Here is a 21,763-nt window from a genome sequence, read left to right on the forward strand (position 1 = left end):
AAAGGACAACAGGATTCGCGAAAGAAAAAAATCAAAAACCAGCCTGCATTGTCCGGGATTCATTCAACACGCTCAAGCACGCAGGTTGACCGTAGCCGACGCGCTCGCAACTCCCTATAATGCCGCCCCTATGGCTAAACAAAAGAAACACCCAACAGGGACCATCGCGCAAAATAAAAAGGCGCGACACGATTACTTCATCGAACATCGTTTCGAGGCTGGTCTGGTCCTGGCCGGCTGGGAAGTAAAAAGTCTGCGTGCCAGCAAGCTGCAGCTGGTCGACAGTTATGTGCTGCTCAAAGACGGCGAGGCATGGCTGCTCGGCAGTCATATCACGCCGCTGATGACCGCCAGCACCCACGTGATCGCCGACCCGGTGCGCACGCGCAAGCTGTTGCTCAATGCCCGCGAGCTGGAAAAACTCCACGCCGCTGTGCAGCAAAAGGGCTACGCCTGTGTCTGCCTGTCGTGGTACTGGAGCAAGCACCTGGTCAAGTGCGAGATCGCACTGGGCAAGGGCAAGAAGGAATACGACAAGCGTGATACCGAGCGCGAGCGCGATTCCAACCGGGAATTGCAGCGTGCCGTGCGCAACAAGGGCAAGGAAGACTGACTTTCTTGTGACTTGATGTGGATGACGGAGCCCGCTCCCTCATCCACAGCATTTGCTACATCCCTTTGCGCCGTTCCGCCCGGGCCATGCGCTGAACCTCCTGCCGCACTTCCTCCAGCACTTCCTGCACATACAGCAGGTGACGTGTTGATACTTCCCGTGCCTGCTCGGCACGCCCCTCGATAATCGCCAGGTACAGGTCCCGATGCTGATTGATCAGCATGTCGCGGGTCTCCGTACGCTGCTGGTACATGCCACCAATGTTGGTCACCACGTTGCGCTTGAGCAGGTCGAACAGGCCACGAATGGTGTGCAGCAATACCGCGTTATGGCTGGCCTCGGCGATGGCCAGGTGAAACCTCGCATCCGCCGCGCCCTCTTCCGCCCGGCTCACTTCATCCGACCGCGTGTAGCAATCCTGCAACTCCTCGAACGCTGCCGTTAGCCGCTCGCGGTCCACCTCAGTGGCACGCAACGCTGCGTAATACGCGCACGAGGCCTCCAGGGTCTGACGAAACTCCAGAAGATCACGCTGAGCCTCCGGATTATTTTCCAGCAGATGCAGCAGCGGATCACTGAAGGTTGAACCCAGCGACTCCACCACATAATTGCCACCACCTTGGCGACTGATCAGCAAACCTTTTGCCACCAGCTTCTGGATCGCCTCACGCAACGACGGACGCGACACCCCGAACTGCTCGGCCAGTGCGCGCTCGGCCGGCAAGCGCTCGCCAGACTTCAGCGTGCCCTCAAGGATCATGCCCTCAAGCTGCTCGACGATGTCGTCAGACAAACGGCGCTGACGCACCTGATCAAACCCCATAACTCACTCTCCACCATCCCGACCACTCGCCGGGGCCCCTATTCTGGCCTATCGCCGCGTATCCGGCACCTATCAGAACGCCCTCGTTTAAGCCAATCAGCACCCACCAACCCCGACCTACGACCAAAGATTCACAAGCGGCAAATTGACACATCCCCCAGAAGGCTTTTAACCTAGCCAACGGTGATTGTAAATTGGTAATACCAATTACCCAAATCATCCAAGCAGTGCCTGACCAACAACAATTAGGGGCCACCCCATATGCAAACCTGGCAACAGCTCTACAGCCCGCTCGGCAGCCTCGGCCTGTCCGCACTGGCCGCCGTCATTCCCATCGTATTTTTCTTCCTGGCCCTGGCGGTGTTTCGCCTCAAAGGCCACGTTGCGGGCAGCATCACCCTGGCACTGTCGATCCTGGTGGCGATCTTTGCCTTCCAGATGCCGGTCGACATGGCGCTCGCCGCCGCCGGTTATGGCTTCGCCTACGGCCTATGGCCAATCGCCTGGATCATCGTCGCCGCCGTATTCCTGTACAAACTGACGGTCAAGAGCGGCCAGTTCGAAATCATCCGCAGCTCCGTGCTGTCGATTACCGACGACCAGCGCCTGCAAGTGCTGCTGATCGGCTTCTGCTTCGGCGCGTTCCTGGAAGGCGCCGCCGGTTTCGGCGCACCGGTGGCGATTACCGCCGCACTGCTGGTAGGCCTGGGTTTCAACCCGCTGTACGCCGCCGGCCTGTGCCTGATTGCCAACACCGCCCCCGTTGCGTTCGGCGCACTGGGGATTCCGATCATCGTGGCCGGGCAAGTGACCGGGATCGACGCGTTCAAGATCGGCGCCATGGCCGGTCGCCAGCTGCCGCTGCTGTCGCTGTTCGTGCCGTTCTGGCTGGTGTTCATGATGGACGGCCTGCGCGGCGTCAAGGAAACCTGGCCTGCCGCGCTGGTTGCGGGCCTGAGCTTCGCCGTTACCCAGTTCTTCACCTCGAACTACATCGGCCCGGAACTGCCGGACATCACCTCGGCCCTGGCCAGCCTGATTTCCCTGACCCTGTTCCTGAAAGTCTGGCAGCCCAAGCGCAGTGCCGGCGCGCAAATCGTTGGCGCAACGTCCGGCACTGCCGTCACTGCCAGCGCCGGTGGCTTTGGCCTGCCTCGCAACACCCTGGCTTCGCCTTACAGCCTGGGGGAAATTTTCAAGGCCTGGTCGCCGTTCCTGATCCTGACCGTGCTGGTCACCATCTGGACCCTCAAGCCGTTCAAGGCGATGTTCGCCGCCGGCGGCGCGATGTACAGCTCGGTATTCAACTTTGCGATCCCGCACCTGGATCAACTGGTGATCAAGGTCGCGCCCATCGTTGCCACCCCGACAGCCATCCCGGCGGTATTCAAGCTTGATCCGATTTCCGCCACCGGCACGGCGATTTTCTTCTCCGCCCTGGTATCGATGCTGGTGCTGAAGATTGATTTCAAAACTGGTCTGACCACCTTGAAAGAAACTTTTTATGAGCTGCGCTGGCCGATCCTTTCCATCGGCATGGTGCTGGCCTTTGCCTTCGTCACCAACTATTCGGGCATGTCATCAACCATGGCCCTGGTGCTGGCGGCTACCGGCGCGGCATTCCCGTTCTTCTCGCCATTCCTTGGCTGGCTCGGGGTATTCCTGACGGGTTCTGATACTTCATCCAACGCACTGTTCAGCTCGCTGCAAGCCACCACCGCGCACCAGATCGGCGTCAACGACACCTTGCTGGTAGCGGCGAACACCAGCGGCGGCGTGACCGGCAAGATGATCTCGCCGCAGTCGATCGCCGTGGCATGCGCCGCCACTGGCCTGGTGGGCAAGGAATCCGACCTGTTCCGCTTTACCCTCAAGCACAGCCTGTTTTTCGCGACGATCGTCGGGCTGATCACCTTGGCCCAGGCTTACTGGTTCACCGGTATGCTGGTGCACTAAGACCTGCACGCGATAGGGTAAGAACCGACGCCGGGCAGCGATTCCGGCGTCTGCTATTTCTGGAGGACCGATGAGCCTGCCTGCTGCTTTTCTGAGCGACGCCGCACAACTGATCCCGAAAGATCGTCGTTTCGACGATCCACTTTCCACCCTCGCGTTCGGCACCGACGCCAGCTTTTACCGACTGATCCCACAACTGGTAATCCGGGTTGAATCGGAAGATGAAGTGGTGGCCCTGCTGCAACTGGCCCAGCGCGACCGCGTGCCGGTGACCTTTCGTGCGGCGGGCACCAGCCTTTCGGGACAGGCCATCAGCGACTCGGTACTGATCGTGCTGGGGGACAATTGGAACGGGCGCGAGATTCGCGGCCAGGGCACACAAATCCGCTTGCAGCCCGGCGTGATCGGGGCACAGGCCAACGCCTGGCTGGCACCGTTCGGGCGCAAGATCGGCCCGGACCCGGCGTCGATCAATGCCTGCAAAATTGGCGGCATCGTCGCCAACAACGCCAGCGGCATGTGCTGCGGCACGGCCCAGAATACCTACCACACCCTGGCAGGAATTCGCTTGGTGCTGGCCGACGGCAGCCGCCTGGACACGGAAGATCCGGCCAGCGTTGCGGCCTTTCGCCAACGCCATGGCGAGCTGCTTGACCGCCTGGCGGCACTCGGTCGAGAAACCCGGGCCAACGCCGAATTGGCTGCAAAAATCCGCCACAAATACCGTCTGAAAAACACCACCGGCTTGTCACTCAACGCCCTGGTGGATTTCGACGAGCCACTGGATATCCTCAGCCATTTGCTGGTCGGCTCCGAAGGCACCCTGGGTTTTATCAGCGCAGTGACCTACGACACGGTGATCGATCACCCGAACAAAGCCTCGGCCCTGATCGTGTTCCCCGATGTGGAAACCTGCTGCAACGCGGTGACCGTACTCAAAACCCAACCTGTTTCAGCGGTTGAACTGCTGGACCGCCGCAGCATGCGTTCGGTGCAGGACAAACCCGGCATGCCGGCTTTCGTACAGCAGCTATCGGAAAATGCCTGCGCCCTGCTGATCGAATCCCGCGCCGCCTCGCCCTCGCTGCTCCATGAGCAACTGGCGCTGATCATGGCTTCCCTGGCCAGCTTCCCAGTGGAGAAACAAGTCGACTTCACCGAAGACCCGGTGGAAAACGCGCGCCTGTGGGCGATTCGCAAAGACACCTTCCCCGCCGTGGGCGCCGTGCGTAAAACCGGCACCACCGTGATTATCGAAGACGTGACCTTCCCGGTGGAACAACTGGCCATTGGCGTCAATCGCCTGATCGAGCTGTTCGACAAACATCACTACGACGAAGCGATCCTTTTCGGACACGCCCTGGAAGGCAATCTGCACTTTGTGTTCACCCAAGGCTTCAACAGCGCGGAAGAAGTCGCACGCTACCAGGCATTCATGGAAGACGTCGCCCAGTTGGTGGCCGTGGAGTTTGGCGGCTCGCTGAAGGCCGAGCATGGCACCGGTCGCAACATGGCGCCCTTCGTCGAGCTGGAATGGGGCAGCGATGCCTACCAATTGATGTGGCAGCTCAAGCGCCTGCTTGACCCCAATGGCATTCTCAACCCGGACGTGGTGCTCAGCGAAGACCCGCAAATCCACCTCAAGCACCTCAAGCCACTGCCCGCCGCCGACGAGCTTGTGGATAAGTGCATCGAGTGCGGTTTCTGCGAACCAGTTTGCCCGTCGAAAGGACTGACCCTGAGCCCGCGCCAGCGCATTGTGATCTGGCGTGATATCCAGGCCAGGAAACGCGCCGGTATCGACACCACTGAACTGGAAGCGGCCTATCAATACCAGGGCATCGACACCTGCGCGGCGACCGGGCTTTGTGCTCAGCGTTGCCCCGTGGGAATCAATACCGGCGACCTGGTGAAAAAGCTGCGCAGCCGCGACGCCGACCGTACGAAAACCGCCGAATGGCTGTCGGCGCATTTCGCCACGGCACTGCAAGGTGCGCGCTTCACCCTGCACGTGGCCAACGGTGCGCGCATGCTGCTGGGCGCTCCGCGACTGGCGAAGCTCTCGGCCACGGTAACCCGGCTGTCCAAGGGGCAAATCCCCCAATGGACCAACGCCATGCCGCAACCGGAAAAGGCCATTCGCTTCAGCCCCGCCGTGAGCGATGAGCGACCCCGCGTGGTGTACCTCGCCGCCTGCGTATCACGCGCGATGGGCCCGGCAGCCGGCGACCACGAACAGATGTCGCTGTACGACAAAACCCGTGGCCTGCTGGAAAAAGCCGGTTACCAGGTAGTCTTCCCCGACAATCAGGACAACCTCTGCTGCGGCCAACCATTCGCATCCAAGGGCTACGCCGAACAAGCCGAACACAAACGCCAGGAACTGATCGGCGCCCTGCTCCACGCCAGCCGTGGCGGCCTCGATCCGATCTACTGCGATACCAGCCCGTGCACCCTGCGCCTGGTCCAGGACCTGGCCGAAACCCGTCTCGACCTCTACGACCCCGTGCGTTTTATCCGCACGCACCTGATGGACCGCCTCGACTTCACCCCCCAGGAAGCCCCGATCGCCGTGCACGTCACCTGCAGCACCCAACACCTGGGAGAGAGCCAGGCGCTGATCGACCTGGCCAGGCAGTGCAGCAAAAACGTGGTGATCCCCGAAGGCATTCATTGCTGCGGGTTTGCCGGCGACAAAGGCTTCACCACGCCAGAGCTGAACGCGCACTCACTGCGCAGCCTGAAGGACGCCGTGCAGTATTGCAGCGAGGGCATCTCCACCAGCCGTACGTGTGAGATTGGCCTGACACAACACGGTGGAATTGATTACCACGGCCTGGTGTACCTGGTGGATCGAGTAACCCAGGCGCGCGCCCACTAGGGCCGCCCTCTTTGGGTGCAAAACCTAATGATTTCGGGGTTTTTCGACTAATCCAGCGACAAAACAGAACCCCTGCGCGCCGGCGTAGTCCTCTGCATAGGCCTCGACAAACGAGGCTCATCAGTGACCTCGCTGGCTGCACGGAAAACCGGCAGCATCGAGCCCTATTTGCACAAGGAGATACCCATGAAGCGTTCCGCTCTTGCTGGTTTGTTCATTACCGCTGCGATGCTGGCCTCCCCCGCGTTTGCGGCCGGAACAAAAGACGATCTGTGCCAAATCAACCTGGACAAAATCAACAACGGTAAAGCGTTGCTCGCCACCGACACCAGCGGCAAATCTGGCGAAATCGACACCGCCGTTTCCCAAGCCAAGGCAGCCCATGCGGCAGGCGATGACAAGAAATGCATCGAGATCACCTCCAAGGCCCTGCAAAGCCTGCAAGACTCGGACAAAGGCGGCAATCAGTGACTCGCTGATTGCTCAGGCCAACCTTCGGGTTGGCCTTCTGTGACCGATTGACGTACACTGCACAGGCTTGTCACTCACTAAGAAACAACGAGTTACAAGCACGGGGCCGTTTAGGATTCGACGCCGGTTGCGAAACTTTAGGTGCATGCCGAGTTGGTAACAGAACTCGTAAATCCACTGTTGCAACTTCTTATAGTTGCCAATGACGAAACCTACGGGGAATACGCTCTCGCTGCGTAAGCAGCCTTAGCCCTTCCCTCCTGGTACCTTCGGGTCCAGCAATCATCAGGGGATGTCTGTAAACCCAAAGTGATTGTCATATAGAACAGAATCGCCGTGCAGTACGTTGTGGACGAAGCGGCTAAAACTTACACAACTCGCCCAAAGCACCCTGCCCTTCGGGTCGCTGAGGGTTAACTTAATAGAAACGGCTAAGCATGTAGTACCGACAGCGGAGTACTGGCGGACGGGGGTTCAAATCCCCCCGGCTCCACCAAATGATCAATCAAAGACGTCCACGGACGTCTTTTTTTGTGCCTGAAACCCAGTAAAAACGCGGCTTCCATCGCTTTTGCGGTCTTCTGAGATTTTTTGAGTTCCAGCCATTCGGGTATTCCAAACGGTATTCCAGGCCATCCGGTGCTAATCTTTGGAATGCCGAATCAGTGCCTGAGGACAATCTCATGCCAGCCCAAAACCTTCGCCTCTCCGATCGACAGCTCAAGGGAGTCAAACCCGCGTCCAAGGATTACGTCCTCACTGACGGTGACGGTTTGCAGCTCCGCGTACGCAGCAACGGCTCGTTGCTGTGGAATTTCAACTACCGCGAACCGCTCACCAAAAAGCGCATCAATATCGGCTTCGGGACCTACCCCGAACTGTCACTGGCGAACGCACGAAAGAAAGCAGTCGAAGCGCGCGAGCTGCTCGCCCAAGGCATCGATCCGAAGGTGCAGCGCAATACGCTGAATGAAGCCAAGCGCGCAGAAACGGAACACACCTTCGAGAACGTAGCCACCGCCTGGTTCGAGCTCAAAAAAGACTCGGTCACCCCGGCCTACGCCGAGGACATTTGGCGATCGCTCACGCTGCACGTGCTCCCCGATTTGAAGACGACACCACTCGCGAAAATTACCGCGCCGATGGTGATCGAGCTGCTTCGTCCAATCGAAGCGAAAGGCAGCCTGGAGACAGTCAAGCGTCTTAGCCAGCGGCTAACGAGATCATGACCTACGGTGTGAACTCCGGCCTGATCTTCGCCAACCCTCTCAGCGGTATCAGGGCAGTATTCAAGAAGCCCAAGAAAGAAAACATGGCTGCGCTTCCACCCGAGGAGCTCCCCGAACTCATGCTGGAGATCGCGAACGCCAGCATCAAACGCACGACCCGATGCCTGATCGAATGGCAGTTGCACACCATGACTCGCCCTGCCGAGGCGGCGACTACTCGCTGGGCTGACATCGACTTTGAAAGGCGTGTCTGGGCTATCCCACCGGAGCGGATGAAGAAGCGCCGCCCACACAGCATCCCGTTGAGTGATCACGCTGTCGCACTGTTGAAGTCATTGAAGACTCACAGCGGCCATCGCGAATACGTCTTCCCGGCAGACAGAAATCCGCGCACCCATGCCAATAGCCAGACCGCCAACATGGCGTTGAAACGCATGGGCTTCCAGGATCGCTTGGTCAGTCACGGCATGCGCTCGATGGCCAGTACCATCTTGAATGAGCATGGGTGGGACCCGGAGCTCATTGAGGTCGCACTGGCGCACGTCGACAAGGATGAGGTACGCAGTGCCTACAACCGAGCCGACTACATCGAACGCCGGCGCCCGATGATGGCCTGGTGGAGTGAGTATATCCAGAAAGCTGCCACCGGTAGCCTACTCGCTTCGGCATACGGTCAAGCCAGAGACAGGAATGTGGTACCAATCCGCTGATTGGCGCTACAAGAGCAGTGACAACGGCGCTGACTTGGACTGCGTCGCTACTCGGCGAGATTGGTTAACAGCAGTTCCTGATTACCTTTGTGTAGAGTCAGCTAGAGCCCCATGGATTGAATCATCTCACTCTCGCTAACCGCTTCAGGCGTCACGACCGCATCCTTTAGCATCAGCTTGCCTCGAAGTAGGCGATCCAAATGAACATCGAACGAATCAAATTGCGGGTGTAGTACAGCAGGAAGATGAATGTGCACGTCTTTCTTCTGACCAATTCGATAGACTCGGTCAGATGCCTGCGCTTCCTTTGCAGGGTTCCAGTGGCGCTCCAAGTGCACAACGTGGTTGGCACCAACCACTGTCAATCCAACCCCTGCAGCTACTGGTGACATGATCATCACGTTGAAACCAGGCTTCGATTCGAAAACAGTGATCAGTTTCTTGCGAGTCAACTCGTCAGATTTCTTTGCAACTGCTGCCGTGTCACCATTGATAACTGCCACATCCAGTCCATAGATCTGGTCCAACCAAAGCTTCAGGATTCTCTGAAGCCGCTTGGTGACCATGAACAAAATGACCTTCTCTTCGTTCTGCCGGATACGATCAAGTAACTCCAGCAGCACTGCCAACTTCCCCGACTGCGCCATGTTTGCGCGCGCCTCGCTGGCACTGCTGGCCATCAGTTTTGTTTCTTCGCGAAGACGCGGATGGAGCGAGATCTCACGCAACTGGGCCAATGCCGCCAGTGCAGTACCTCGCATGTCCTCGGTCGCACGTCGAGCACGAAAATCATTTAGTACTGCATCGTACGCCTGTAGCTGGGTACCCTTCATACAAACGGAAAGATGTGCCGCATGTAGCTGCTGGCCGCCCTTCGGCTGCTCCACACCGCTATGGATGGTCTTGCTGGGAAGCCCCTTCAGTTGATCTTCCTTGATGCGACGGAGCATAAACCTGCCGACGGCCTCGCGTAGCCCCGCGCCGAACTTCCGCCTTATCTCATCCTTTTCATCCTCTGCTGCGGACAGGATTGGTTTGATCCAGCTATCGCGGAACTGGCCCCATCCTCCGAGAATGCCTGGCTGCGCGGTGTCCATCAGGCACCAGAAATCCCCCAGGCTGTTCTCGACTGGTGTGCCAGTTGCCAGCAGCTTGAAATCCGCCTTCAGTCCTTTTGCCGCTCGCGTCTGCGCAGCATTGGGATTCTTGATGTTCTGCGCTTCGTCGAAGATCACCAAGCCCCAGTCAATCCTGCACAGTGAAAACTGATAATCCCTGAGTGTCTGATAAGTGGTCAGTACAAGGCGGCGATCCATGTCCAGGCGATGTACCCCAGCCTCCGGGCCGATAGAAAGAGCGTAACGAATGGCATCGTCAGCCATCACTCCATCCTCATCAATCAGAGAAGCCAGCTGTGCCGACTCCCGCTCAGCCCCCTTGACCTTGAAGCGACTCAGATCCCTTCCCGACTGTAGTACCACGATGTCCCGGAAAGGGATGCCCTTGAAAGTTTGATTGACCTCATCCTCCCAATTCTCCAGGAGGCTTAAGGGTGCCACGACCAGAACTGGCTTCTGCGCACGTTCCGCAACTTTCTGACGGGCAAGGTATTCACCCACCGTCACCAATGACATGTAAGTTTTGCCAAGGCCCATGTCGTCGGCCAGCAGTCCACCCTGAAGCCGGTATAGATCACCATGATCATCCTGAACTGCCGACTCCAGCAGCCCAAGCATCCATTCGACACCCTCCCGCTGGTGCGGGAACGGCTGGCGAGCATAGGCTCCCCAATTAGGCTCATGCGCCGGTTTGGCCTCACTTGCCTTACACAGCAAAGCACTGTTGATCTCGTCGGCATCGTGCAGCAGTACGCTGACTCGCTCCTTCGGACCCACCGATGGCTCCTCATCAGAAGGCAAGTCGGTTTCCGGGTCTACCAAGGACCTCTCGACTTTCTTCAGCAGCTCATCGATTCGAACATGGTCGGAGATATCAATGACTTCTCCGGCGAAAATCATGCTGTCTGCGCCCTGCTCCTTGGCAGCCTTGTAGACTTCGGTGAAGCGTACCAAGTCCTCTTCGGATTGCACCAGGGTCGGAATGATCTCTACGGGCGCCGGCCGTGAGTCAAGCGCGAACCAGTCATTCTTCCGATTGTCCAGGTCACCAAACTCCATGTGCTGGAGCTTGCCGATTCCGGTGACACGAATTGAGAAACCAAGATCGAGATTGACCAGGGCCGCATCCAGGAAAGCACTGGGAGTAGCGATGAACTCGGCCACTTTGTCAGCAGGAATACGCTTGTTACTCAGCACCTCCTTGATCGCCGCCATTTTCTGCGGCTCGAGAAGCACCACGCGATTGTCGATTCGCAACACGCCGCCATCGGCCCCTATATCCAATTGCGACCAGCGCTTCTCTAATTGGTCCGGCGTAGAGCCATCTCCCAAGCTGGGGCTGAGCATTAGGCTGCCATCGAGCAATCGAGTTGCAATGACACCGATATTTTCAGGCACCACCACATCCAGCCTGTCGAAATGACTGAGGTCGATACGCATACCACTACGAGCCGCAGTCTGCAGCTCGGCCATCATACGCAGATTGGCTGCCTCCCCTCGTTGCTCGGGAAGCAAATTCTGGTGGCGTTCCCAAGCCATCAAACCCATCAACTCGGCCGGGGTCAGTCGATAGGACTCTGTTGAAGTGAGAAAAAGCAGTGGCCCCTTGCGAGTGAAAGGTACTTCAACGGACTCGGATAGAACCGCCAGATCAATGCGGAAACCGCTATTCCCCGTTCTACCACCGATCTTACTGGCGAAGGTCATGTTGAAGCGTCGCGGCAGCCGAAGAATTTCCGCCTGCTCTTCATCCGTGCCTGCAACGTCCTCGGCAGCAACATGGAATCCATTGGCCAGGGGCTCAGCTATGCCCTGCTCCTGCATCATGCGCAGAACGACCATCTGGACCTTCTGCAAGGAATTACCCTTTCCCTCCAACAACGCTGTATACGCTGTCTTTTCCAGATAGAAATTCACACCATCCGAGTCCGCCGCGTGGGAGAAGCCCTGCTGGTTACTTAGCGTTACCCCCCCTTCCCCCAGCAAGCTTTTGAAGATGTCAGCTAGTCCCATGATCATCTCACTTCCCCGCCGGCTGGCGATCCAATGCCAAAGAAACTTCTTTTTTTACCGACCAGCAGAAGCCACTGCCTTGCTCGCACGCACTCTTTAAGGGCCCATTGAGCACCCGATTAATTTCACGTGCATCGACCCCCAGCACATTTGCCGCGTGTCGAACCTTGTCCCCCGGGTTCTCTTTGAAATACCAGAGCACCTGTAACTCAAATACTCCAAGTCGCCCTAAGTCAATGGCTACAGGTGACCGAACTACTTTCGCCGCTACCGATGCTAAAGCGGTTTTACGCAGCAATGCATTGCCCTTGTCGGACAATGACCATTGGAAGGCACCATTTTGCTGTACGTACGTTGAAAGGCTTCCGCGGAGGCTGTCCTGAATCTCATAAAAGAGCGCCTCATCTCCCTTTAAAGCCCGGCGGATATCTCCCATCAAACTTCCTGGATGATCGGCCAGATAAGTCAAAATGGACAGCTGATTATCGGTCAGCTCCTTGTCGACGGTACCAGGCACCACCGAAGCGTGAGCGTATTCCGTCATTACACGTGGCATAACCACACGCTGCTCCACCACAGACGCAATCGTTGATGGCTTGGTGGCTAGGGCTAAATCAGGCGTTGTGCCTTGTTGCGCCAGGGGCTCAACTCGCGCTTTCTTCCAACCCACAACCGGCATGCCGTACTTGCTCAGATATGCCTTGTACTCAGATCGGCTCAGCAGTTTCTCGATATCCACTGAAATACCGTTTTCCGCCAGGAAGTCGAATACCTTTCGTTGCCAAGAGCCATTGTGGGTTACCGCCTCGTAGGGAAGAGTCGGGTAGGCAGCCTTGTACTGCCCCGGCAACGACGTGGTCAAATCGTAATGCGAAAACTGATTGCGTTCGTAAGACTTGATCCAGTGCCCAGGCTGGCCGAGATACACCCAGATCTTGAAGCTGTGTGACCCCTCGACCAGATGGAAATCGCCGCAGTCCAGATAGATCACAGCCTTGTCGTTCATGATTGAGTCCATGCTCGCGAAGCTGGTTTTTACCTCGCCCCCGAGAATACGCTTTACGGAATGCTTGGCACTGCGACCGAGCATCAGTCTCGTGTGCCGGATCAATCCGAGCCTGAACAAACCCTCCAAAAACAATTTGCGCGCCGGGAACATTCGCTTGAGATCTTCCTTTCCCGATTCCAAGCCATACTGTTCGACTGCCTGCAAGAACAACCGCAAGTCCTCTTTGGACAGCCAGCCACAGACCTTGGCAATGCGCTCCTCGCCTAATGGCTTCCACCATTCACGGAAGTTCTGCGCTGAACTGGCAATTCTCGGGTCGCCGGCGAGAGTGAGGAAGAAGTTCTGCCAAGCGTCACCGGGATCGTCCCCCGATCGGTCGATCATTATCTCCAAGGCGGCATGACCTATTCGTTTGTCGCCCTCATAAGGAGCCTTACTCACCGAAGGTTTGAGCAACTCATCAAGCACGTCATCCCATTCTCCAGGGTGCAGCTGGCGTAGTACTTCGAGATAGTAGTGCGCGCGACAAATATCGCCATAACGCCCGACATCGAAGCCACTTAGACCAAGGGTTTCAAAGGTCTGGCCCAGCTCCTCCCCCTTACTGCGGACTGACTTCACCAAAATCAGTGGGCCATCAAGCGTCAGTAGCCACTCACCTTCCCGTCTAAGGGTTACGAGTGAATCACTACCGAATGCCTGGCGTGGCGCAGGCATTCGCTTTAGCTGGTCCAACAAATGAAGTTCCAATCGACCACGTAAGCTGCTTTCTGCCTGTTTTTCGCGCTCGTCCAAATGATCGAAATGGCGGAAGTACAGCTGGATCAGCTGGATTAACGTCAGTCGGCTAAGTCGAGGCTTCTGGTGCTCAATCAGCACATCGAGCATTCGCGCATTGAACAGTCGGAAACCTACAACTTCGTCATGCAACCAGAGCCAAGTCAGCGCCCTCGCGCCAAGTCGACGCGTCAGCAACTCTTTAAGTCCGTCGAAACGCCCGCTGCCAGCCATGTCGCGAAATTGAGCGAGCATTCGTTCGAACGCACTACTCCCCCCCACCTTGGCCTTCATCCGATTGGCCTTTTCCACTAGCCGTACCCAACCCTCAATGACTGTAGGCGGCCATTCACCGGGGCTGTTGTCTATCGGCGGCAGCTTCACTGGCCGGAATTCCCAAGCAAGGTCTTGACTGCCTCATAATCAGCACTCTGCGGGCGACGGATAGTGAAACGGATGTCAATGCGGCGGTTAAGCCGATAATCCTCTTCACCTCGTTGCTGCTTGCTCACGGGTCGAGTCTCTGCATAACCGCTAACTGAAAACAGTGGTTCGCCATCCTGGTTACTCAGCCGGTTCAGGCGCTCAGCCTCAGGTATCTCAGTGCTCCAGAATTGCCAAAGCGAGATTGCGCGAAACGTCGAAAGCCCCCAGTTACCTTTCCCCATGAAGCCAGGAAACGGACGGTTGTCCGTATGGCCTTCGATAAAAATGGTGTCGAGATAGTTGATGCGGTCATCCTGGCTAACCACCTGATTGATGACCTCACCAATCTCCAGTGCCGTTTGTTGATAACGCGGCTGGATCTCGTAAGCGCCAGTATCGAAGCCAAGTAATTCGTTGGGAATACGCAACACCGTATGGTTTTCACTAACCTCTACCTTGATGCCCCGCTGTCGCAGCTTTTCGACTGCTTCATCGAGAATCTGTTGTCGAACCGTTTCTGCCTTTTTCAGTTGCTCGACCTGCTGATCGAAGTCCGCGCTTTTCTCCATCAACTGAAGAATCAGAACAACTGAAGCGAGGATAAATAGCACTAGAAGGGCCGACATGATATCTACGAAGGACTTCCAGTACGGATCTTCATCCTCCATTGGAACGTCATTAGATTTACGCCAGCGCATCAGCGGGCCTCCAGCTCATCGACCACGTCGTTAATCACCTTCACTACGGCATGCATCTGGTTGGCAAAGCTCATAGTCTCTTTGTTCCACTGGTCCATGCGCTCATGCACCTGATCACGCACCTCGCTGGAATAATTGCGCAACCATTGTTCTGCTTGCTGCTCTATGCCTTGTACCTGGCTACGCAGCACCTCCCCTAGGGCCGTGAACTCGCCACGCACACCCGCGAGGAATTCCTGCTGATGGCTCCCCATCTCACCAAATCCGTTTCGCGCCTCGGTGGCGGCCTGTTCGAAGCGCTGTGCACTTTCCAGCAGGGCGCCTTGAAGTTGTGCCAACGCAGCGGCCTGGCTCTGTAAGTGGCCAGCCAGCTGAGCGTTCTGCTCACCCGCAGACTCGATACGATGCGTCACGCTCTCCAAGCGCTGGCCGAGCAATTCAGCCGCTTGGCGAACATTGGTCGAAAGCAGGCCGAGCTGGTTGGCACTACTATCCATATGCCGACTGCTGACAGCGGCAGCTTCACTGGCTTGCTGTAGGCGGCCCATCAGTTGCAGATGTTGTTCAGTCATCTGCCTGCTCTGCTGCTGAGTCGCCTGAACGGCCGTGGCTATACCCTCAAGAAGCGCCTGTTGTTGCAGCGCCATGTTTTCCAACTGCTCGGTAAAACGCTGCTGACGCGATTGTTCGCGATGTTCCGCTTGCTGCCCATGGCCTGCCATCTGCTCACTGAAGTTACCCAACAATTTACCGACTGTGACTTCCAATGCCTGCTGCTGAGCAGAAGCGGTCTCAGCTATAGCGTTGATTTGCTGCTGGCTGGTTTGCCCTAGGCTACCAATCAATTGCTGCTGTTGGGCCAGTGAAGCGGCCTGTTGATGCTCGTGACGCTGGGCACGCTCTTGCTCACGTGTTTCTGCAGCGCCCATCTGCGAATCCAGCTGGGAGTTCATCGTCATCATCAATCGCGAGAAAACTGTCTCCAGGCTCCTGTGTTGCTCATTGCCGGCCTCGGTCATGGCCTTCAGCTGCTCACGGCTGGCGCTGGCGGACTTCTCAAGCAACGCGGACTGGCTCGCACTGGCCTCGGCCAGAATGCGTTCGAACAACAATTGGCGCTCCTCATCCCGTCTTTCGACGGAGCTGAGTTGTATGTCCAGTTGCCCCGTCAACCCGCTCATCAGCTCATTGAAACGCGTCTCCAATTGCTGCTGGCGCTGATCAGCTGAATTGGATAGTTGCTTCAGCTGGTCCTGAAACTCTCCGTTTTGCTGACGGACGACTTCTTGTTGGCGTCCCTGCTGGTCGCTCAAACTCTGGAACAGCTGGTTCAGTTGCTGCGTCATGCTACCCACAGCGGTGTTCACATCCGCAGCAGCCTGCTGCATCAGATTGCCCTGCTCACGCCCAGCCGAGGTCAGTCCTTGTGTGAAGTTGCTTACCAACTGTTCAAGCACTTGGGTGGATTGCTGACTGGTAGTGCTGACGAGCGTCTGAATGGCAGGTGCCATTATGTTGTTCAACGCATCGGTGAGTGCCGTCTGCATCGCCTCACTCATACCTACAAGGCTTTCCTGCAGGCGATCACCGATACGTTCGTGCAATTCCTGAAGGGCTTCCTTGCTTTCGCGACTGTAATCCGCGATATGTACCAGCGACTGCTCGGCAGGAATCAGTGGATACAGCGCGTCGATCTGGTGCTGAAGATCATGTATCCGACCTAACGCCCAGCGCTCGGTAATCTTCTCGATCAAGTTCAGCACTAGGCTAAACCCAACGCCCCATACCGATGCCATGAAAGCAACAGCTGCGCCCTGGATCATCACGGAGATTCCTGCCCGTAACTGATCTACTCCTCCGCTGCTGTCTAACTTCAGCTTAGACAGGCCGATGGTCAGGCCCACAAACGTGGCCAGCACGCCCAAACCGACCAATAAACCAGGCAGCGAACCGAAAAACCGACTTCCGCTCAGGCCCGGAGCCAGAGTGCGCGCATTGAAGAAATGCTCAGCATCTAGAGTGTTGAACAACTGTTTGTGATCACTAGAGCTAACCAGGCTGTCGTCAAACTCGTGCCACAGTACACCGACTCGCTTGACCTTGAGCCCAAGCGCTTTCTGCAAGGTCTCTCGACGATTCAGGGCCAGGTTTTCACGAGTCTGTCCAGCGACAAGGGTGTTCAGCGCACGCATGCGCGCCCTAAAGCTCAGCCCGCTGCGAATCAAAGAGATGACCGAATAGGTGAAAAGTGCCGCCATGATCAACCAGAACACGACACCTAGGGCCTCGGTACTACCGCTCTTCAGCAAGGAAAAGTTGGGCAACAGGTGATTCAAGAATTCCATGATATCGGTCCAGAGGATCAGCGTAAGCAGTAAGTAAGCAGCCTTTTCCACCAACACATTGGTCAGAGGCTCACGCTTCTGACGATGTTTGGTTGAGGCGGGCGCAGGGTTAGTTGCAGAGTGGCGTTAGTTGATCAACCTTGGCGACAACAAGGTGTTATTTAGCAAGGGAGATGTTGAATTGCTCAACGTCGCCTCCCACAACAAATTCAGATGCGACTTACCGCGCACGACGATACCGCCCTTGATCAAGCCGACTTTCTCTCGCACCGGCTTGCGCAGGCCCCATCTCCTATTGGCGATAGCCGGTGAGGTAAATTTGCTGAAGATGTCTCGTACCGAGAGCGACTTCTTGTCCATGCTGAATTCCTAGGGGGCGCGGCCGAGCCAGCCCATACGAGCGTTCAGGGGCAGCGGGAAGCTGAAAAACGGCTGGGAACGCGCATTCGGTCACGAGTTCATATAGGCCGCTAGTGTGTGACTGCGATCACAATAACCACCAGATTTTCGTGCGTAAAGGTCGACGACCGTTGAAATGGAACTATTTGAGCAGAAGACTGTCCCGACGAATATTGAACCAAATCATGAATTGCCATTTCCCAGCCATCTCGCCCTTGATGACAACTCCCGAGATTCACAACCCAATGCATCCCGATCCGCTAGGGTGGCGACAACGGCGACAACGGCGACAACGGCGACAGACCGCGTGGCGTCTACATCATTGCCGTCGGAGCAGATGGCGACAGTCGCCAACGCCTCCCTGCTCTTAGCCTCTCCGGCTAAGTCCCTGAGCATGGGGAGGCTTCGCATCCCCATGCTCAGGGGCTAACACTATAAAAGCGACAAACGGCCACTTTGCTAATGACTGCCACTGATCTCCAAAGCAGGCCAGACCATGTGCCTGGCAAATTTCCAGACGCTCTCCCCCGATTGACCCATACCCCTGCGACCGATAAAACAAAGCTTCAAAGCGCTGCCATCGGCAGCACCTAAGATGGCCAGAACCTTCAAGGTCATGCCGCTATCACGGTGGTTCATCCCTAAGTGCGATTCGCGCCCGGAGGCTCGCACAGTCATTCACCAGAGTGATGGACGCCTACTTAACGATCCGCCTAGTGCGGCAACCCGCTAACCCTCAAGCCCTGCAGCAACGAGCCTGCCCGGCCAACTTTTTGCGCCAACCCTTCGCCCGTCTCTTTCTCCAGAAAAGAGACGGGCGCATCTCACAGTGCTGCAGCCCCGCTCGCACGGGCCTTTGCAGCTCTCCTCCTCGTGACAATCGGCGTGACAAACGCCGCTGTAACCAGCAACAGCGCTGCAGATGATGGTGCCGCAGACCAAGGAATGGACTGCACCTGACTGACAGTCAGGCATGCCCCCGGTCATCACATCGCTGCTTTTACCCGACTCAGGATCTCGCGGCACTGGTCTCGTCAGCCAGTGCAGCCTCCACCCGCCCACCGGTATCGGTGTTCAGGAGGCCAGATCATGAGATGCCCAAGCTCCCGGCCGTAAGGAGCCGTCAGTCACGCGCTAGTGGACAAACCTCACAGGTCGCAGGGGCTTTGATCCCTGATAACACTCAACAACCGTGGCGGGATGAGTGAGGACGAAGCCGATCATCTCAGGAGAATGGCGATGCAACTGTGCGAAGCGTTCGAACCACCACAACCCCTGCTGGATTGCCAGCAGACGCCACTGCCGTACCCGGTCGAAGCACTCGGGAATCTGTTGGGCCCTGCGGTCGAACGACTGGCCGAGGTGATCGGCGTACCCTGCGCCATGGCTGCACAATCGGTGCTGGCTACTGCTGCCCTAGTGAGCCAGGGTCATGCCAATGTACAACTCGACGGCCGAACCTATCCGCTGTCCCTCTACCTACTGACGGTGGCGTCCTCGGGTGATCGCAAAAGCGCGGTGGACCATCTGGCACTGAAGGCTGCGCGCGACTGGGAACGGCAGCAGTGGGCCCTGTATGCGGAAAAGCTCAAAACCTATCGCGCCGCTACCACCATCATGGCCAAACCCAAAACCTCAACAAAGCGTGCTGAGGCAAAAGGCGGTGAGCTGTCCGAGCCGGCACCACCGAGACTGATCATTGCCGAGCCCACCATTGAGGCTCTGGTCAAAAGTCTATGCCAGGGCTTGCCCAGCATGGGCTTATTCAATGATGAAGGTGGCCAGTTCTTGGGCAGCAGCACCATGAGCAAAGAGAACCTACTCAAGGCGATCACCACTTTGTCGATACTGTGGGATGGCAGCCCGATCGACCGGGCGCGCTCCATGGCCGGAGAAAGCCTGCGTGCCTATGATCGCCGCCTCAGCCTACACCTGATGCTACAGCCTTATCTGGCCAACCAGCTGTTCAAAGACCCGGTGATCAATGGCCAAGGCATCCTCGGCCGTTGCCTGATCAGTTGGCCCGAGCGCCTGGCCGGCCAGCGACTCTACAAGGCGATCGACCTGACCCGAGATGCCAAAGTCCAGCGCTACCAACAACGGATCACCGCCCTGCTGCAACAGCCCTGGTCGCTTCACAAGGATCGTTCACTCAATCCCGCCACATTGGAGCTGACCTCCCGTGCCCGTCGTGCCTGGATTGATATTCACGACACCATCGAATGTCAGTCTGGCGAGTTCGGCGAGCTGGCCGGCGTCCAACCTGTCGCGGGCAAGGCTGCGGCGAATGTACTGCGTATCGCGGGCGTGCTGGCCATGATTGAAGAGGCCAGTACGTTGGACGAAGCACACATCCAGCGCGCCTCCACATTGATGGATTACTACCTGGCCGAGATCCAGCGCCTGACCGAACAGGCGCCGGTCAATAGCAGATGCGAAGAGGCGGATCGATTGCTGCGCTGGCTGGTGCAGAAAGGCTGGACCCACTTCACCGTCCGCGAGGTCAATCGCAACGGCCCTCGTTTTGCCCGCAAGAGCGCTGACCATACCGCCTCTTTATTGGTCGTGCTGATCACTCATCGCTGGCTGAGCAGTCGCGACGGAAAAACTTTCGAGGTCCGCCATGTTTCGCCTCAATGACGCGGTGCGCCGCTACCAGGCGAAACATCAACCACAGCCAGAATCGCGGCGTGTCGCCGCCGCTGTCGCCACCCTGTCGCCACGCGCCAGGCCAGAAACGACGCGGGTTGTCGCCACTGTCGCCGCTGTCGCCACACACCCCCTAGATCCTGCCAACCTAGCCCGGCTGATCGAGCAACTGCGTGAGGAAGGGGCGCTGCTACAACACCAGGAGAACGCCCTCCTGATCCGCCCGACACATTGGCAGCAGATGGACAGGCTCAGCCCCCACTGGAAAGCCTTGCTGCTCTTTCTGCAAACAAACGAAAACGGTGATGACGATGGCCTTGGTCGGTCGGCGTGATGGTCGCAACTTTGGCTACGGTCGCCAACTGAGCTACGCCGGCCCACAAGCGCTAAAGGATCTATTTGCTGGCGGCCACTTCGCCACGGTCAAAGCGCATAGTGATCGCTGGCAAGCGTTCGTGCGTTGGTGTCGGTCAGAGAACGGTCCTGGTTACAACGATGCGCGCCAGATCGACCGACAGACGCTGCAGGACTACGCCGCCTATCTGCGCCAGCAGATCCAGCAAGGTGAACTCGGCATCGCGACCGCACAGAACCGCCTGAGCAGCGTTAACCGCACCCTCGCCGCGCTGCGCGGTGATCAGGACGTGAGGATCGCCAGCCCGAGTCAGGCGTTGGGACAGAAGCGCTCAAGCGTACGCACCCGCGCACCGGATGGCCAAGACTACCAACAGGTGCAGCGAGTGATTGAGGTGCTTTGCAAACAGCAACACGAGCGGGTGGCCGCGATTGTTCTATTGGCCCGAGCAACCGGTATGCGCCTGCGCGAAGCAATCCTGGCTGACCTGCCACGCTTGCAACGCGAAACCGTGCAGTTTGGTTGCATCAATATCCAGAACGGTACCAAAGGCGGCAGATCCGGAGCGTCGGCACCACGGTGGATTAAAGCCGGCAATGAGGTGAAAGAAGCAATCCTTTTTGCCAATAATGCGTCGCCGACGGGCAGCCGCAACCTGCTGGCCCGAGACGAAAGCTACGCCATGTTCCTGCAACAGACCGTGCTCCCCGCCCGCGAAGCGCTGCATCAACAAGGGCTGAAGGGCTTTCATGAGTTGCGGGCAGCTTACGCCCGCGATCGCTACAAAGAACTCACTAATCAATCGGCCCCCGTCAACGGTGGCCACTGCTATCGCATTGACCGCGACCTTGATCAACAGGCACGCCAACAGATCAGCCTTGAGCTCGGGCATAACCGGATCGATGTTATGTCGGCCTACCTTGGAGGGCGAGCGTGACCAAGCCCTTCGATATGGAGCTGTTCCTTATGGGCCTGCTAAGTGGCTCAAAGGCCACGCAGCACCGCCACCTACGACAAGCCCGAATCATGCAAGCTGCCATTCAGCAGCGATGGCAGAGGGACAATCCTTGGACATGGCAAGTAAAGCACTTTCGCTGGTTTTTCGCTCACCACCTGAAAGACCATTCCAGCGCCACGCGCTATTATTACCAACTCACTGCCATCTTGATCTGGAGACGATTAAAGAATGACCTCAGACTGGGCTCTCTTACATTTGTATCCTGAAGTGCTCCAGCTCCCGGCGCAGAGGCCCGTCTTTCTCCCTCCCTGGGCAAAAAACTCATTGCCTAAA

The 21,763-nt window shown here is 57.4% G+C and carries 14 protein-coding genes, 1 other RNA gene and 1 pseudogene; 10 read left to right on the forward strand and 6 right to left on the reverse strand.

Annotated elements, in window-relative coordinates:
• Positions 1-130: 130 nt before the first annotated feature.
• Positions 131-613 (forward strand): SsrA-binding protein SmpB, encoded by a 483-nt coding sequence (smpB, locus tag HX839_RS25590; RefSeq protein WP_003212238.1) that lies wholly within the window; start codon positions 131-133, stop codon positions 611-613.
• 55 nt (positions 614-668) lie between these two features.
• On the opposite strand, the gene HX839_RS25595 is transcribed toward smpB, so the two are convergent.
• On the reverse strand, positions 669-1,436 hold the full coding sequence (locus HX839_RS25595) for an FCD domain-containing protein (protein ID WP_003212240.1): 768 nt from the start codon (positions 1,434-1,436) through the stop codon (positions 669-671).
• A gap of 261 nt (positions 1,437-1,697) precedes the next feature.
• Between HX839_RS25595 and HX839_RS25600 the strand changes: the two genes are divergently transcribed.
• The 5 genes and pseudogenes from HX839_RS25600 (at position 1,698) to HX839_RS25620 (ending at position 8,683) form a co-directional block, all read left to right on the forward strand.
• Positions 1,698-3,392 carry a lactate permease LctP family transporter gene (locus HX839_RS25600; protein WP_003212243.1) on the forward strand — a complete coding sequence of 565 codons (1,695 nt, stop codon included), beginning with the start codon at positions 1,698-1,700 and terminating at the stop codon, positions 3,390-3,392.
• Between the two features lie 70 nt (positions 3,393-3,462).
• Positions 3,463-6,273, forward strand: coding sequence for an FAD-binding and (Fe-S)-binding domain-containing protein (locus HX839_RS25605; protein WP_177067882.1), 2,811 nt, complete (start codon positions 3,463-3,465; stop codon positions 6,271-6,273).
• 186 nt (positions 6,274-6,459) lie between these two features.
• Positions 6,460-6,744: a hypothetical protein gene (locus HX839_RS25610; RefSeq protein ID WP_008436825.1), complete on the forward strand. Its 285-nt coding sequence runs from the start codon at positions 6,460-6,462 to the stop codon at positions 6,742-6,744.
• 102 nt (positions 6,745-6,846) lie between these two features.
• Positions 6,847-7,240, forward strand: a transfer-messenger RNA (tmRNA) gene (ssrA, locus tag HX839_RS25615).
• Between the two features lie 187 nt (positions 7,241-7,427).
• A pseudogene (locus HX839_RS25620) lies at positions 7,428-8,683 on the forward strand (integrase domain-containing protein).
• Positions 8,684-8,784: 101 nt separating this feature from the next.
• On the opposite strand, the gene HX839_RS25625 reads toward HX839_RS25620, so the two are convergent.
• From HX839_RS25625 to HX839_RS25645, 5 genes are all read right to left on the reverse strand, one after another.
• Complete coding sequence (locus HX839_RS25625; protein ID WP_177067907.1) at positions 8,785-11,814, reverse strand: DEAD/DEAH box helicase; 3,030 nt, start codon at positions 11,812-11,814, stop codon at positions 8,785-8,787.
• Between the two features lie 7 nt (positions 11,815-11,821).
• Positions 11,822-13,984 (reverse strand): EH signature domain-containing protein, encoded by a 2,163-nt coding sequence (locus tag HX839_RS25630; protein ID WP_177067883.1) that lies wholly within the window; start codon positions 13,982-13,984, stop codon positions 11,822-11,824.
• Positions 13,981-14,724, reverse strand: coding sequence for an OmpA family protein (locus tag HX839_RS25635; RefSeq protein WP_120125144.1), 744 nt, complete (start codon positions 14,722-14,724; stop codon positions 13,981-13,983). The genes HX839_RS25630 and HX839_RS25635 overlap by 4 nt, the downstream gene beginning before the upstream one ends.
• Complete coding sequence (gene zorA, locus HX839_RS25640) at positions 14,724-17,072, reverse strand: anti-phage ZorAB system protein ZorA (RefSeq protein WP_177067908.1); 2,349 nt, start codon at positions 17,070-17,072, stop codon at positions 14,724-14,726. Before zorA ends, HX839_RS25635 begins: the two co-directional genes overlap by 1 nt.
• A gap of 123 nt (positions 17,073-17,195) precedes the next feature.
• Positions 17,196-17,429: a hypothetical protein gene (locus HX839_RS25645; RefSeq protein ID WP_177067884.1), complete on the reverse strand. Its 234-nt coding sequence runs from the start codon at positions 17,427-17,429 to the stop codon at positions 17,196-17,198.
• A 1,278-nt stretch (positions 17,430-18,707) separates the two neighbouring features.
• Here HX839_RS25645 and HX839_RS25650 point away from each other — a divergent pair.
• Genes HX839_RS25650 through HX839_RS31695 form a run of 4 tightly spaced genes read left to right on the forward strand, consistent with a single transcriptional unit; the run spans position 18,708 to position 21,696 of the window.
• Entirely contained in the window at positions 18,708-20,108 is a 1,401-nt protein-coding gene (locus tag HX839_RS25650; protein WP_177067909.1) for a YfjI family protein, read from the forward strand.
• Positions 20,092-20,451 (forward strand): hypothetical protein, encoded by a 360-nt coding sequence (locus HX839_RS25655; RefSeq protein ID WP_177067885.1) that lies wholly within the window; start codon positions 20,092-20,094, stop codon positions 20,449-20,451. Before HX839_RS25650 ends, HX839_RS25655 begins: the two co-directional genes overlap by 17 nt.
• On the forward strand, positions 20,429-21,409 hold the full coding sequence (locus tag HX839_RS25660; protein ID WP_177067910.1) for an integrase domain-containing protein: 981 nt from the start codon (positions 20,429-20,431) through the stop codon (positions 21,407-21,409). Before HX839_RS25655 ends, HX839_RS25660 begins: the two co-directional genes overlap by 23 nt.
• A complete protein-coding gene (locus tag HX839_RS31695; protein ID WP_371315649.1) occupies positions 21,406-21,696 on the forward strand; it encodes a hypothetical protein in 291 nt (96 codons plus the stop codon). The genes HX839_RS25660 and HX839_RS31695 overlap by 4 nt, the downstream gene beginning before the upstream one ends.
• Positions 21,697-21,763: the final 67 nt, after the last annotated feature.

Source organism: Pseudomonas sp. I8001, from assembly GCF_013385345.1.
Taxonomy (GTDB): domain Bacteria; phylum Pseudomonadota; class Gammaproteobacteria; order Pseudomonadales; family Pseudomonadaceae; genus Aquipseudomonas.

Bases quoted from the DNA above. Each gene is read 5' to 3' on its own strand.
- HX839_RS25595 (WP_003212240.1), bottom strand. From the start codon at position 1,436: ATGGGGTTTGATCAGGTGCGTCAGCGCCGTTTGTCTGACGACATCGTC.
- HX839_RS25610 (WP_008436825.1), top strand. From the start codon at position 6,460: ATGAAGCGTTCCGCTCTTGCTGGTTTGTTCATTACCGCTGCGATGCTG.
- HX839_RS25605 (WP_177067882.1), top strand. From the start codon at position 3,463: ATGAGCCTGCCTGCTGCTTTTCTGAGCGACGCCGCACAACTGATCCCG.
- smpB (WP_003212238.1), top strand. From the start codon at position 131: ATGGCTAAACAAAAGAAACACCCAACAGGGACCATCGCGCAAAATAAA.
- HX839_RS25645 (WP_177067884.1), bottom strand. From the start codon at position 17,429: ATGGACAAGAAGTCGCTCTCGGTACGAGACATCTTCAGCAAATTTACC.
- HX839_RS25655 (WP_177067885.1), top strand. From the start codon at position 20,092: ATGTTTCGCCTCAATGACGCGGTGCGCCGCTACCAGGCGAAACATCAA.
- HX839_RS25650 (WP_177067909.1), top strand. From the start codon at position 18,708: ATGCAACTGTGCGAAGCGTTCGAACCACCACAACCCCTGCTGGATTGC.
- HX839_RS25660 (WP_177067910.1), top strand. From the start codon at position 20,429: ATGGCCTTGGTCGGTCGGCGTGATGGTCGCAACTTTGGCTACGGTCGC.
- HX839_RS25625 (WP_177067907.1), bottom strand. From the start codon at position 11,814: ATGGGACTAGCTGACATCTTCAAAAGCTTGCTGGGGGAAGGGGGGGTA.
- HX839_RS25635 (WP_120125144.1), bottom strand. From the start codon at position 14,724: ATGCGCTGGCGTAAATCTAATGACGTTCCAATGGAGGATGAAGATCCG.
- HX839_RS25600 (WP_003212243.1), top strand. From the start codon at position 1,698: ATGCAAACCTGGCAACAGCTCTACAGCCCGCTCGGCAGCCTCGGCCTG.